Origin of the sequence: Geitlerinema sp. CS-897, assembly GCF_028368005.1 — a bacterium.
GTDB lineage: Bacteria > Cyanobacteriota > Cyanobacteriia > Cyanobacteriales > Geitlerinemataceae > Baaleninema > Baaleninema simplex.
The window spans coordinates 1-15,422 of record NZ_JAQNCQ010000163.1; the positions used below are offsets into that span (position 1 = coordinate 1).

A 15,422-nucleotide genomic window follows, 5' to 3' on the forward strand; every position below is an offset into this window, starting at 1 on the left:
AAGAAACTTAAAAGTGGGGATGGGCGTCTCCTCACTCTAAAACGCTCGAATCCTGCGCTCTGGACACAGAGATCGTTGTAGATGCAGCAGGTGGGAGAAGCCCGCATCGTATGCTTGCATCGATGTCGGGAGTACGTCACTACCTTGTCATTCCGATCTCGAGATCGCGATCGCAGTTTTTAACTCTCGATCGGTTTCAGTCAGTTCCCTATGCTTGTCCTGCGTTCGTTCGATCTCCCTGCCTCGAATCCCATCGTCTTGGCAAGCGAACCTTGGGCTTGGCTTCACGGTCTAGCCGACGGGACGTTAGCTCTTTCTTACCTGCTCCTCGCCGCTGCGATCGCCGTCTTCATGAGTCGGCGAGACACCGCGCGACCCGTTCTCCTCTGGCTGGTGGCGGCCGTCTTCGCCCTCGTGGGAACGAGCCGAACGCTCGACCTTTGGGACTTTGGAAATCCCGACGTTTGGCTCTCGAGTTTCCTCGACCTCGCCGGTGCTTCGATGCTGTTGTTCGTTCTCGGGGCTGCCGTCCCCCGCTTCCCCCTGCTGCGAAGTCTCGTTCCGGGGTCGCAGCGCGATCGCGAAGGGGAAACTTCACAACAGCTCGAGACCCCCCCCAGCGAAACCCATCGCCAACTTCACCAACAACGGGCGATCCTCCAAGCCCTCTTCAAGATTACCGAAGGCGGTATTCTCATCGTCGATACCGACCGTCACATCGTCGCCTACAACCCTCAGTTTCAAGCTCTGTGGGGAATCCCCGACGACATCTTGCAAGCGGGGGACGATCGCCGGGTCTTAAACCACGTTCTCGAACTTCTCGAGGATGTCGAACGCTTTCAATCTCGGGTCGAAGAACTGTACGCGAATCCCGATCCGATCTCTGTCGATCGCCTGACCCTCAAAGACGGGCGCGTCTTCGAGCGTTCCTCTCGAGCCTATTCGATCGACGATCGCCTGGCTGGATACGTCTGGAGCTTCTGCGACGTTACCGAACGCCAGCAAACGGAAGACTCCCTGAACTTAACGCAGTTTACCGTCGATCGCGCTGCCGATCCCATCTTTTGGATCGATGCCGATGCCCGTATTGTCTACGCCAACGACGCCGCCTGTCACCTTCTGGGGTATTCCCAAGCCGAACTGTTAACCCTGCGCGTCTTCGATATCGACGAAACCCTCGAAGAGTCCGACTGGAACGATCGGCGGGAATTCCTACACCACACCGGTTCCCTGACCCTCGAATCCCTCCACCGAACTCGAGACGGAGAATCGATCCCCGTCGAAGTCAGCCTCAACTATCTCGAATTCGGCGATCGCGCCCTCAACTGCGTCTTCGTACGCGACATCCGCGATCGCAAACAAATCGAAACCCAGCTGCGCCGTCAAGCCCTCACCTTTGAAAACATCTCCGACGCCGTCGTCCTCACCGACCGCGAGGGGGCGATCGTCGATTGGAACCCCGCCGCCGAGACCCTCTTCGGCTACAGCAAATCCGAAATCCTCGGAGCGTCCCTCAGCCGACTCCATCCCGACGGAGACGACTTCGTCCGACCCATGCTCGACGGGGCGATCGCTAACGGTCGCTGGACGGGACGAGTTACCTTCACGTGTAAAGACGGAACCTCCCGCGTCTGCGAAAAACTCGTCGTTCTCCTCACCGACGACAGCGGCAACGTTATCGGTACTCTCGGCGTCAACCGCGACGTGACCGAACGCCTGCAATGGGAAGCGGCCCTGCGAGAAAGCGAACGACGGTTCCGCGACGTGTCCGAGGCAGCAGGAGAATACCTCTGGGAAGTCGATGCCGATCTCATCTATACCTTCCTCACCGACCGGGTCAAAGCTGTCAAAGGCTACAGTCCCGACCAGCTCCTCGGTCGCTCTCCTCTAGAATTTATGCCTGACGAGGATATCCCTCGCATTCAGGCAATCGTCCGAGACGCCTCCGAACGCAAAACCAGCTTCAAATTCGAGCATCGGGACGTGACCCCCGACGGCACCGTGGTCTGGGAAGAAGTCAACGGCGTCCCACTCCTCGACAACACCGGGGAAATCATCGGCTTTCGTGGGGCGGGTTTGAGTGTGACCGATCGCAAAGCCACCGAAGAAACCCTGCGCCAGCAGTTGCTGGCCGTCGAAGTGGCGATGGACGGCATCGCGATTCTCAACGCCGACGGCGAGTATCTCTATCTCAACGACGCCCACCTCAAGATTTTCGGCTACGAACGCCCTGAAGAACTGTTAGGGAAAACCTGGCATACGGTCTACGATGCCGACGAGATCGCCCGTCTCGAACGGAACGTGTTTCCGATCTTGGTGCGCGAGGGACATTGGCGGGGAGAGGCGATCGCCAAACGCCAAGACGGTACCAGCTTTTTTGAAGAAGTTTCGTTATCCCTGACACAAGACGGAATTCTCGTGTGTGCCTGTCGCGACGTGACCGAAGCTCGTCACGCCACGGAAAGCTTACAGGAAAGCGAAGAACGCTTCCGCCAGTTCGCCGAGAACATCGAAAGCGTCTTCTGGATGACCGATCCCCGCAAAAATCAGATGATTTACTTGAGTCCGGCTTACGAGCAGATTTGGGGGATGGCGCGAGAAACCGTCTACGCACGTCCGCTAGCCTTTGTCGACGCGATACACGACGACGATCGCGATCGCGTGGTGGCGGCGTTCGCCAAGCAACCCCTCGGAACTTACAACGAGGAATACCGTATCGTTCGTCCCGACGGTCGGGTGCGCTGGATTCGCGATCGCGCCTTTCCCGTAACCGACGACGATGGGAACGTCTATCGCGTCGTGGGAATTGCCGAAGATATCAGCGATCGCAAATACGCCGAAGATGCCCTCGAGCAACAACTGCGTCGAGAACGCCTGTTAGCGACCCTCTCCCAGCGCGTTCGCCAGTCCTTGGATTTAGACTCCGTCTTGCAAACGGCCGTCAAGGAAGTTCGCGATTTTCTCGAAACCGATCGCGTGGTGATTTACCGCTTCGATGAAAATTGGGGCGGTCGCGTCGTCGTCGAGTCCGTAGAACCGGGAATTTCCCAACTGTTGGGACGCTACATCCACGATCCCTGCTTCGGCAAAACCCAAGTCTCCCCTTACCAACAGGGTCGCATCGGAGCGATCGTCGATATTCAGACGAGCGAGTTACCCCAGTGTCACGTCGATTTACTCCGCCAGCTAGACGTTCGGGCGAATTTAGTCGTTCCCGTTCTGCTGCAACCGAGCGTCGAACGCGACCCTCACCTCCACGAAACCCCCCCGCAACTGTGGGGGTTGCTAATCGCCCACAACTGTCGCAGTCCCCGCCAGTGGAAAGACTCGGAAACCGAACTGTTGCGCCAGTTGAGCGTTCAACTGGCCATTGCCATCCAACAGTCGGAACTGTACGCCCAAGCGCAAACCGAACTGCAAGAACGGGAACAAGCCGAGGCGCGGTTGCGCGACAGCGAAGCCACCATTCGCGCCCTGTACGAAGTGACGGCCGATCGCGACTTGGATTTCGACGCTCGCTTGGGGCGGATGTTGGAAATGGGATGTCAGCGATTCGGCTTGGAAATCGGGACGGTGGGGCGCATCGACGCGAACCGCTACGAACTGTTAGCGATTCGACTTCCCGAGAGCAACGTGGCGTTAGCTCCGATGAAAGGAGACGCCCTAGATTTGCGCCAAACCTACGACGAAATCGTCTTCGACAACTTGCAAGCCGGTCAAAACGAAGTCGTCGCCGTCGAGCAAATGTCCGAGTCTCCCTGGTGCGACACCGTTGCCTACCAAACCCGCCGCTTGCAAGCCTATATCGGGACGGCCATTTTCGTCGAGGGCGCTCTGTACGGAACCATTAGCTTTTCGAGTCCCGAAGGGCGCACGGTTCCGTTTACGACCGGCGATCGCGAACTGCTGCGGTTAATGGCGCAGTGGGTCGGCGGCGAAATCGAACGCAACCAGGCCGGCGTGAAGTTACAGCGAGCGTTTCAACGGGCGCTTTTACTCAAACAAATTACTCAAGACATTCGCTCGAAACTCGATACTCAAGAAATCTTTCAAATTACCTGTACGCTATTGGGTCGAGCGCTAGAGGTCGATCGCTGTCTACTGCATACCTACCAGGAAGACCCCGACCCTCAAGCGCCCTTCGTGGCAGAATATCTCGGTCATCGTTGTTGCTCGATCTTGCACTTGGAAGTGCCGATCTCCGATAACGCTTATATGCAACGACTACTCGAGAGCGATCGCGCCCTCGCCTCGCCCAACGTTTACGAAGACCCCCTTCTCAAACCCATTGCGCCGCTGTGTCGCCAAATCAACCTCAAATCCCTGTTGGCGATTCGAACCTCCTACCAAGGGTCGGTCAACGGGTTGATCGGATTGCACCAGTGCGTGCGCTTCCGCCATTGGACGCCCGACGAAATCGAACTCGTCGAGTCCGTGGCCGACCAAGTGGGAATCGCCCTGGCTCAAGCTCGCTTGCTAGAAGCCGAAACGCAACAGCGACAAATGCTGTCGCAACAAAACGCCGCCCTCGAACAGGCGCGACAGTCCGCCGAAGCCGCCAACCGCGCCAAGAGCGAGTTTCTAGCGACGATGAGCCACGAAATCCGCACGCCCATGAACGCCGTTATCGGCATGACCGGCCTGTTGTTGGATATGGATTTGACCCCCGACCAACGGGATTTCGTCGAAACGATCCGCATCAGCGGCGACGCGCTGCTGACGATTATCAACGATATTCTGGACTTCTCGAAAATCGAGTCTGGACGCTTGGAACTCGAGGAACACCCCTTTGAATTACGCAGTTGTGTCGAAGGCGCTCTCGATTTATTGGTGACGAAAGCGGCTCAGAAAGAGTTAGAGCTAGTGTGTTCGATCGATCCCCTCGTGCCGATGGTTATCTCGAGCGACGTGACGCGCCTGCGCCAGATTTTAGTCAACTTGCTCGCCAATGCGGTGAAGTTTACGGAAGTCGGAGAGGTGGTCGTCGCCGTGTCGAGACGCCCCAGAACGACCCCGACCCCCCACGGACAACCCGAAACCGTCGAACTGCAATTCTCGGTACGGGATACGGGGATCGGCATCCCGCAAGACCGCATGACTCGACTGTTCAAACCCTTTTCTCAAGTGGATGCCTCGACGACGCGACAGTACGGCGGAACGGGGTTGGGGCTGGCCATCAGCCGACGCTTGAGCGAGTTGATGGGCGGTCGAATGTGGGTCGAGAGCGAGGTGGGAGTCGGTTCGACCTTCTACTTTACGATTCGCGCGGTGGTGCTTCCGAGTTCGACATGGGTGGATTTGAGCCAACCGCAAGAGCAACTGTCAAACAAGCGGTTGTTGATCGTAGACGACAACGCTACGAACCGCCAAATTTTGATGCGCCAAACCCAGTGTTGGGGAATGCAGCCCTATGCGTCTGCTTCGGGACGAGACGCGCTGGCACGTCTCGAGCGGGGCGAAACGTTCGATATTGCCGTGTTGGATATGCAAATGCCCCAGATGAACGGGGTCGCGCTGGCCAGAGCCATTCGATCGCTGCCCCAAGGGAAAGACTTGCCCTTGGTAATGTTTACCTCGATAGGCTTTCCGGAAATCGGCTCGGCTGAGGTCGATTTGAATTTTACAGCCTTTCTCAACAAACCCATCAAGCAGTCGCAGTTGTATAACGTCCTAACGAAAGCCCTCGGCGGACACCCTCAGAGTATTCGACTCCCTCAGTCGCGTTTGCAGCCGTCTGGGAGGGAGCGCGAGCGGCAAGCGTCGTCGGAGGTGACGCGATCGCCGTTGCGAGTGTTATTAGCTGAGGACAACGCCGTCAATCAAAAGGTGGCACTGCGAATTTTGGAACGTATGGGATATCGCGCCGACGTGGCCGCCAACGGTTTGGAGGTTCTCGACGCTTTGCAGCGACAACCGTACGACGTGGTGTTGATGGACGTGCAAATGCCGGAGTTGGACGGGTTGGAGACGACGCGACGCCTGACGAACGGTTCGGTGAAGATTCCGTTTCCCAGACCCCGCATCGTGGCAATGACGGCCAACGCCATGCAAGGCGATCGCGAGGCGTGTTTGGCGGCGGGAATGGACGATTACGTCAGCAAACCGATCCGTGCCAATCAGTTGGAACGAGCTTTAGCCCAATGTGCGATCGCCCCTTCGGACGTGCCGTCACAGCCGACCGATCCCGCACTGGAAACTGACACTCGCAAACGTACTTCGGCAGCGGAAACGGCAGAGGTCGAAGAGGTTCTCGATCTCGAGGCGTTGCAAGTCTTGCGAGAGTTACTCGGAGAACGAGACGTTAAAACTTTCGTCGAGGCGATCGATCTCTATCTCAAGGAAGTTCCGAAGCTCTCAAACGCGATGCGGGAGGCGATCGCTTCCAACGACGCCATTTCCCTCCAACGCACCGCCCACACCCTCAAATCTACCAGTGCCACCGTCGGCGCAACTCAGGTTTCGGAAATTTGCGCCGAAATCGAGCGCGAAGCCGTCTCGGGCAATCTAGAGGTGCTTTCTGAAGCCCTCGATCGCTTAATGTCCTGCTTCAAACCCGTCAAAGTCGCCCTCGAACAGCTTCGAGTGGAAAAGCCGGAGAACTTTTTCAGGAAACGGGGAACAGGGAACGGGGAATAGGGAAACAGTGTTTCAGTCACCAGTCACCAGTCACCAGTGAGGGGATGAGATGATGAGACACTGTTTCCTGTTTGCTCTCCTCACTCTTCACTCTTCACTCTTCCCTGAAGAAGCTCCCCTACTCCCTACTCGTCAGATAACTGCGACAGAATCCGTTCGACCAGTTTTTCGGGAACCTGTTGCAAGCAATCGTACTGCCAGTTGAAGAAGCCGACTCCCATTGTTAGCGATCGCAATTCGACGATCAGATCCTGCATTTCCGACTCCGGTAGGTACGCCGAGACTTTGTCCCAGCCTTTCCATCCGGCGATCGCTTCGTAGCCGAGAATCTGTCCGCGCCGCGTGCTGATCAGTTGTAACACCTTCGAGGTGAACTCGTTCGGTGTGGAAATGTCCACGGAGGCGATGGGTTCGAGTAACGCGGGCTGACATTGGGGCATTCCCGCCTGCATTGCCACTCGCGCCGCCTGTTTGAACGCTTGTTCGGAACTATCGACGGAGTGATAGGAACCGTTCGTCAGCGTCACCGCCACGTCTACGACGGGGAATCCGAGCGGTCCTTTATCGAGATACTCTCGAACCCCCATTTCGACGCCGGGAATGTACTGTTTGGGAACCACGCCGCCGACGATAGTTTCGTTAAACTCGAATCCTGCTCCCCGTTCGAGAGGTTTGATGTCGAGATATACGTCGCCGTACTGTCCGTGTCCGCCGCTTTGGTGTTTGTACCGTCCGTGAATCGAGGAAGTCGATTTCCGAATCGTCTCTTTGTACTGAACTTTCGGCAGGTGCGTCGTCATGGGAAGGTTGTACTTCCGCCGCAGGCGATCGAGCGCCACCTTGATATGAATTTCCCCCTGACCCCATAAAATGATTTCGTGGGTGTCGGCGTGTTGTTCCCAGGTCAAGGCGGGATCTTCTTCGACGAGTTTCGACAGGGCCGAACTCATTTTCACTTCGTCTTTACGCCGTTCTGGGGCGATCGCCAATGCAAACACGGGCGCTAACGCTTGAGCTTTGGGCAGTTCCACGCTGCCGTCGTCGCTGAGGGTGTCTCCCGTTTGGGCGGTGTCGAGCCGTCCCAACGCTACGATTTCACCGATTTGCGCTTCTTGTAAGCTCTTTTGGTCGCTTCCCATCAGGCGGTAAATCCCCCCGATGCGGCTACCGTCGAGGGTCATGCCATCGGTGAGCGTGCCGTTCCACACCCGCACGAGGGACTGTTTGCCCCCTTGAGGGGTGTAGTAGGTTTTGAGAACTTGGGCGATGGGTTTATCGGGTTTGGCGTCGATGCCGCGACGTTTGGCCGTTTCGCTGGGTTCGGGGGTTTCCCGCAGCAGGGCATCGAGCAGGTGGCGCACGCCGTAATCTTCGGTGGCCACGCCGAGAAACACTGGAACGATGAGGTCGGCACCGAGTTCCATTTTCAGGTCTTTGACGATTTCCTCTTGGGGCGGTTCGATGTCTTCGAGGAGTTCTTCAAGCAGGCGATCGTCAAAGTCGGCAAGGCTTTCGAGCATTTCCTGCCGCGCGATATGTTCTTCTTCTTTAAGGCTTTCCGGCAGCGGAATCGGGTCTGACGGTGCTCCTTCGTGGAATTGAAACGCCTGTTCGCTGACGAGATCGATAAATCCGGTGACGTTTTCCCCTTGGCGAATGGGGTATTGATGGGGAACCAGGGGACGAGACGACACCTCGCGCAACGCGTTTAACACCTCGCTAAAGCTAGAGGTAGGGCGATCCATTTTGTTGATAAAAACGATATGGGGAATTTCCCAATCGTCGAGGAATTTAAACAGCGGCGCTAGGGTTAGAACGCGGCTGACGTCCGGCTCGCAGACGACCACCGCCGAACCCACGCCGATGAGGGCGTTATCGGTTTCTTGGGCGAACTCGATCGACCCCGGACAGTTGAGAAAGGTAAAGTTAACGCCGCCATACTCGGTGCAGGCGGCGGACACTTCCACGCTCATTTGTCGCTGTTGTGCTTCTGGGGCGCTGTCGCCGACAGTGTTTCCCTCGGCCACGCTGCCTTTACGCGTCGTTGCCCCCGTTACGAACAATAGACTTTCGAGTAACGTTGTTTTTCCACTTAAGTAGGGACCGACAATTGCAATATTTCGCCAATTCGATCGAACGGTTTCGGTCATAACCTTCTCCTCAAATATAATCGGTTTGAGATAGTTGGTTCGTCTGAGAATTACCGCGATCGTCAGGATTCAACCCTCGATACAGTCCGGGTTTTACTCGACGATCCCCTTAAATCTCAGTTGACTGTTTTTCTGGTTTTATTATCTAACTCTCAGATGAAACTTCATCGAGATTGCAGCTTGTCTTAACACTATCTTCAAGAAGTGTAAAGGAATGCTGAGGAAAATCAATTTTATATAATCTTTGTAAAACAGTCGATCGTTGAGAGGAAACGGGGAACGGGGAACGGGGAACGGGGAACAGTATGTATAGTAGCCGACAGAGCAGCTAGGACATTTTTAAGCTTGGAAGTTATATACAGTCAGGGCTAACTATCCTAACTCAATTGGCAAGCGCTATATCTTCATTGAGGTGCATCTCAAAAAAATAGAGTAGAGGCATCCAAACAGACACTCTACTCCAAATTAGTAAAAAATTGACAGAATTAACGTCGATTTTGTTAAAACGCTCGGATCTCAATCTCTTACGCCGCCGACGGAAGCCGATCGACCGTCACGACACGGCGATAGTACTGTTGCAGGTTGCGAGTAGCTGCTTCCCAACCCCAACGTTCGGCTTCTCGACGTGCGTTGGCTCGTAGCGTTTCTCGCTCCTGCGTGTTATCGAGCAGGCGTTGCGTCGCGCGAATCGCACCTTCTTCGTCGGCGGGATCGAACAGATACCCGTTCGAGCCGTCCGTGACGATATCAGTAATACCGCCCGTTCCCGCCGCCACCACCGGACAACCCGCCGCCATCGCTTCTAACAGCACGAGTCCTAGGGTTTCTGTGCGGGATGGAAAAATAAAGGCATCCGCCGAGGCATAAGCTGCCCCTAACTCCAATCCTTTCAAGTACCCGACAAAATTGGTCGGCGTTTCGGCAAAATGTTCCTCGAGTGCCTGACGGTGCGGGCCGTCTCCCACTAACGCCAGTCGCGCGTTGGGAATGGCTTCTAACACGGGGCGGATGCGATCGATCTCTTTTTCCGCCGACAACCGACCGACGTAGAGCAGTAGCGGCGCGTCAGGATGACCTTGGCTCAGGCGATCGCGCATTTTCTGACTGGCCAAGTGCGGTTGAAACATCTCTGTATCTACGCCGCGCTGCCACAAGTCTACCCGTTCGATACCGTGGGCGCTCAACTCCTCCACCATCGCCGTAGACGTACACAAATTCAACTGAGCTTGGTTGTGGGCGCCCCGCAGCAATCCCCAAAGCACCTCCTCAAACATTCCCAACCCGTAATGCTGGAGATACTGCGGTAAATGGGTGTGGTACGACGCCACCAGCGGCACTTTCATCGACTTGGCATAATACAGTCCGCCCAACCCCAACACGGCCGGATTGACGATGTGAATCAAATCCGGCGCGAACTCCTCTAACACCGGACGAATCGAGGGATTGGGAACGGCCAACTTTAACTCGGGATACAAAGGTAGGGGAAATCCCGGTACGCCGAGAATTTGCGCCCCTTTATACTCGGTCAACCCTCCGTCGGGACAAACCACCAAGACCTCGTCGCCCAACCGCTGCAAGTGTTCGACGGTGTGGCGCAGACGAGTGACGATGCCATCGACTTTCGGCAAAAATGTTTCGGTGAATAGGGCAATACGCATGGTCTACCGGTCGTTTTCAAAAATTCGGCGATCGATCGCCCCAGCCTGACAGCACGGGACAAACCGAGGTATCGGACACCCGTTTTCTTCTTATCGACGCCAAGATACCTTGGGCAGAATGTTTTTCTTGTCAACGCGTTCTTTATACTTCATCGCCACGTTCAGCAACGAATCTAACAACGAGTCGGACAGGTAGTGCGGCTGTAACCCGAGGTCGATGAGCTTGGTGTTTTTGGCGTTGAAGTAGTGTTCTTCGAGTTCGACGCGGGGGTTCTCCAGGTTTTGAATTTCCACGTTTAACCCCATCGCAATTCCGGCTTGTTTCACCTTCATCGCCAAGTCGGCCACGCTGAACATTTCCGTAAACTGGTTGAACACGCGGAACTCTCCAGCATTGGCGGGGTTGTTGATGGCAATCTCGATACAGCGCACCGTGTCGCGAATGTCGAGGAAGCCTCGGGTTTGTCCGCCTTTACCGTACACCGTCAGCGGGTGGCCGATCGCAGCTTGGATGCAGAAGCGGTTGAGGGCGGTTCCAAACACTTCGTCGTAGTCGAGACGGTTGACGAGCATTTCGTCCATGCCCGTTTCTTCGGTTAGCACGCCGTAAACCACACCTTGGTTCAAGTCCGTGGCACGCAAGCCCCAAATCTTACAGGCAAAGTGGATGTTGTGGCTGTCATGAACTTTGCTGAGGTGGTAGAAGCTTCCCGGCTGTTTGGGATAGGGGAGGGTGTCTTTACGCCCGTTGTGTTCGATGGTAATGTAGCCTTCTTCGATGTCGATGTTCGGCGTGCCGTATTCGCCCATCGTTCCCAATTTGACCAAGTGGCAATCGGGGAACTCGTCCTTCATGACATACAGCAAGTTCAGGTTGCCGAGGACGTTGTTGGCTTGCGTCATGACGGCGTGTTCGCGATCGATCATCGAAAACGGCGCCGAACGCTGTTCGCCGAAGTGAACCACCGCCTCGGGTTCGCATTGGCGCATACTCTCGAGCAGGAAGCTGTAATCGTTGATATCGCCGATATACAGGTCGATCGTCTTCCCGGTGAGTTCGTACCAACGCTGAATCCGCTGCTGAATCGGGGCGATGGGCGTCAGGGTTTCAACTTGTAGCTGGTTGTCCCAGTGACGCCGTACTAAGTTGTCCAAGATCGCTACGTCGTGTCCGCGATTGGACAGGTACAGCGCGGTTGCCCAACCGCAATATCCATCACCGCCAATTACTAGTACTTTCATGCTGTTACAAGATTGCTTACCGATACTCGCTAAATCTACCAGGTTTGGTGTACCTTGCGACACATTCATCGATGGGGGAAAACCGACAGGGAGACGACACGACGACCTCGGCAACTACAGCTCGGGTACGGGCGCTCTCTGGCGACTCCTCACGGGCGAACTTCGTTGGCGAAACTCGTCAAACGCTCGAATTCAAACGCACCGGCCACCGATCCCCAAACCCGCTCGCCCGTATCGGGATCGTAACCGCGATCGAGGGTCGTAAAGTGAGTGGCTGAGATTTCAAAGGTGCTATCGAGATAGGTGGTTTTCCCGTTTCGCTCGACGAGACATCCTTTTCCGGGTTCGACGGTTCCTTTAAAACTTCGTCCCGTCCAGTCTACGATAAAGTTACAACCCGATAGGGCGGTGAGGCGATCGCTCGTTAAAGAACTCAACCGCTGTGGCTCTCGGGAGGCTCCGAAAAATTCTTCGGCGTTGGCGATCGCGTAATTAGTAATGACGATTTTTTTCTCGTCTCCGTCGCCAACGACTTGGAGATTCAACACTCGCGTTCGATAGGGACGGTTGAGGGCGTATTCGTAAGCTTGTTCTAAATAAAAACTCACCCCCGACAAGACGTCCGGCGGGAGCGGACGCATACAAGCCCGGACTTGGGCGAACAAGGGTGGGTTCTCAAAGGCTTGTTGGCGGTTGCTGAAATCTGAAGCCATCCAACTCGCTAAAGTTTTTAAATCTGTCGAATGTGTCATGGGCAAATAAGTCGAGGGGGAGTAAGGGAGAGGGGGAGTAAGGGAGAGGGGGAGTAAGGGAGAAGGGGAGAGGGGGAGAAGGGGAGAAGTATTGACCTGACTTCGGCTACATTGGCGGTGCGTGACGAGCGATCGGTCTCAGGATTTACACCCGATTTTTCAAGTCACGCACCCTTGTCTGTTGGCGGTGTACATTGGCGGTGCGTGACGAGCGATCGGTCTCAGGATTTACACCCGATTTTTCAAGTCACGCACCCTACGGACTGGTGACTGTAAAAAACGTTGTCAATTGTCAATTATGACGGCGTTTTACGCAACCGAAATAGCAAGACCTCTGTTTTCTGTTCGTCGCGAAAGTTATTGTCGCTAACGAACAACAAACTCTGAGAACCGTCTGGTAAACGAGGACCGAAGGTCATCCCTTCGAGGTTGTCGAGATCGAAATCTAACTCGTTTAAATCCAGTAGCAACCGTTTGGCTAAGGGATCGATGCCGTCGAGATCTCCCTGTAAATAGGTGAGCGTCGAAACGTCGGTGGCACTGCCAATGTTAGCTTGAAACAGTTTTGCCCCAAACCCAGATACGCCGAAACTGCGTTCTAACGTCAGAAAATAACCGCTTCCATTGAGGTTTAAAGCGCTCGCACCGTCGAGAGACAGCAGTTCGACTAAGCCGTGGCTAATCGTCAGGGAAGACGGGGGCGGATCGAGGCGATACAGGTGTTCGGCGACGATTTGCGATCGCTCTGCGATGACGACGTAATGTAACAAACGACAGTTAATCGTCTCTATGCTGTCGGTGTCGGGATCGAAATCTTGTTGCAGTGCCGATTCGGTGGCGGCGAACACCCGATAGGGTTCTCCACTTCCCAAACCGCCGACGGTTAATGCCTCGAATCCTAGGTTGTCTCGAACGCCCAGTTCCTGCGCCTCACCGACACCGTCGGGAATAAAATACTCGGGTAAGGGGAGTTGGCGAATTAGCTGACCGGAGCGATCGAACTCGGCCACAAACGGCGCGATGCCCTCGCTGGCGACGCCTTCGCTAGACACGAACAGGGTTCCGTCGGGAGATAACGCCAATCCTTCGGGATCGATCGCACCGGGAGCAAACGGTTCCCCGGATGCGTCTGTCAGTTCGGTAACATCTGTCACGGACACGTCGGCAATCTCGGGCGAGTTCGGGTCGCTGCTGTCGAGGGTCAAGGTTAAAGTATAAAATCGAGCCGGAGCTAACATCCCGCGATCGTCTGAGAGGGCATAAAATACTCCCTGTTGGCGATCGTAAGTCAGGGCAGACAGTCCGCCGACCGGCGTTCCCTCGAACTCGATCGCGCTCAGTTGGGAGTCGTCGAGATAATCCACCGACAGATCGAGAAACAGCCGATTTTCGGCTTGGACTTGCGGCAAACTACATCCGACGAGGGAACTCGCAGCAACGGCAACACAGAACAGTCCGACAACTCGGAACAAGGCGCGGCGTCGGACGCGCAGCACGGTCAATAACTGATTTACAAGCACGATCGACCCCACATCAATGGCTTTTTTGCATTTGCGATTTCGGTTTCTTACTGTATCAGCCAACGTCCTCGCTGTGGCGACGCTCCTCGGGAGTTTGACGTTTGCGCCTGGGGTTCGCGCCGAACCCGAAAACAGTTTTCCCCCCAGTCCCCTAGAACTGACGGAACTCGATCCCCTGATTCCCGAAGCGGTGTGGGAGGGAGAAACGGAACTGAAACCGGAAGAACGACGCCAGCTCGATCGCGCTCTCGATACCCTCAACGCTCGCGCCCAAGCGGCTTTAGCTCAAGGAGACGCCGCCACCGCCTTCGAGTTGTGGAACCGCGAAATCCGCTTGCGGCGGTTTTTAGGGACTTCAGCGGAGTTGGAAGCTCTGCTTCGTGTCGGAAGCATCGCATGGCAGCAGGAAAACTTCTATCAAGCGCAAGTGATGACGCAGCGGTTGCGCCAACTGCAAGCCGAACAGCTCGAGGAACGGGAAACCCCTAACGTAGAGGTGTTGCAGCGTTTAGCCCAAGCCTACGAAGAAGTCGGGGCTCGTCAGGCAGCGTTGGACTTACTCGAACGGGTGTTAGCGATCGCCCGCGATCGCAACGATCCCATCACGGAGGAAGAAACCCTGCGGCAAATCGCCCGTATCGCTTTGCAGGATTTGGATTACGAGGAAGCGGCGGCGGCTTATCGCGAACTGCGGGAAATGGCGGTTTCTCGGGGCGATCGCTTGTCGGAAGCCTATTATTTAACGCAGTTGGCTTATATTTACGACCAACTCCGCCGATACGAAGACGCGATCGCCGTCAAACAGGAATTAGAAACCTACTACCGCACTCTCAACGATATTGCCAAAGTCACGGCATTAAAGCTCGCGATCGGCGACGATTATGCTGCGATCGGACAGTTAAACGCTGCCGTGACGCAGTTTCAAGACGCCTATCGCCTGGCCTGGGAAGCCTTGCAGTTCTACCGCGCCCAAGAAGCCCTCGATCGCCTAGCTTTGCTCTACGAACGGTATAACGAATTCGACGCGGCACTTCAGGTCTATCGCACCCAACTTGACGTCCACCAACTGGCGCGAGACACCTACGGCTTGATGGTTACGTACGATCGCATCGGCAAACTGCAACAGCGACGCCAAAACTACGGCCCTGCCTTAGAAGCCTTCCGACGCGGCCTAGAACTGGCGCGACAACTGGGCAATCGAGAAGCCTATTTTCAAGTGAACATCGAAACCGTCATGCAAGAAATGTCCGCCCCAAATTTACAGTGAGCAGTCAACAGTCCGTAGGGTGCGTGACTTGAAAAATCGGGTGTAAATCCTGAGACCGAGCGCTCGTCACGCACCGCCAATGTACACCGCCAACAGACAAGGGTGCGTGACTTGAAAAATCGGGTGTAAATCCTGAGACCGAGCGCTCGTCACGCACCGCCAATGTACACCGCCAACAGTCCGTAGGGTGCGTGACT

Annotated in this window: 7 protein-coding genes; 2 read left to right on the plus strand and 5 right to left on the minus strand. The window is 55.6% G+C overall.

The window, feature by feature from the left end:
- Window positions 1–210 precede the first annotated feature (210 nt).
- Window positions 211–6,636: a PAS domain S-box protein gene (locus POG22_RS10150; RefSeq protein ID WP_498905104.1), complete on the plus strand. Its 6,426-nt coding sequence runs from the start codon at window positions 211–213 to the stop codon at window positions 6,634–6,636.
- 125 nt (window positions 6,637–6,761) lie between these two features.
- On the opposite strand, the gene POG22_RS10155 is transcribed toward POG22_RS10150, so the two are convergent.
- From POG22_RS10155 to POG22_RS10175, 5 genes are all read right to left on the minus strand, one after another.
- Complete coding sequence (locus POG22_RS10155; protein WP_063718342.1) at window positions 6,762–8,786, minus strand: elongation factor G; 2,025 nt, start codon at window positions 8,784–8,786, stop codon at window positions 6,762–6,764.
- A 524-nt stretch (window positions 8,787–9,310) separates the two neighbouring features.
- Window positions 9,311–10,444, minus strand: coding sequence for a glycosyltransferase (locus tag POG22_RS10160; protein WP_063718341.1), 1,134 nt, complete (start codon window positions 10,442–10,444; stop codon window positions 9,311–9,313).
- 90 nt (window positions 10,445–10,534) lie between these two features.
- The gene (locus POG22_RS10165; protein WP_017662024.1) at window positions 10,535–11,686 is read right to left on the minus strand and encodes an NAD-dependent epimerase/dehydratase family protein; all 1,152 of its coding nucleotides are present in this window, start codon (window positions 11,684–11,686) and stop codon (window positions 10,535–10,537) included.
- Between the two features lie 149 nt (window positions 11,687–11,835).
- Window positions 11,836–12,438 (minus strand): chromophore lyase CpcT/CpeT, encoded by a 603-nt coding sequence (locus tag POG22_RS10170; RefSeq protein ID WP_063718340.1) that lies wholly within the window; start codon window positions 12,436–12,438, stop codon window positions 11,836–11,838.
- Window positions 12,439–12,734: 296 nt separating this feature from the next.
- Complete coding sequence (locus POG22_RS10175) at window positions 12,735–13,958, minus strand: esterase-like activity of phytase family protein (RefSeq protein WP_498905105.1); 1,224 nt, start codon at window positions 13,956–13,958, stop codon at window positions 12,735–12,737.
- A 16-nt stretch (window positions 13,959–13,974) separates the two neighbouring features.
- Between POG22_RS10175 and POG22_RS10180 the strand changes: the two genes are divergently transcribed.
- The gene (locus tag POG22_RS10180) at window positions 13,975–15,225 is read left to right on the plus strand and encodes a tetratricopeptide repeat protein (protein ID WP_498905106.1); all 1,251 of its coding nucleotides are present in this window, start codon (window positions 13,975–13,977) and stop codon (window positions 15,223–15,225) included.
- The last annotated feature ends 197 nt before the right edge of the window (window positions 15,226–15,422 follow it).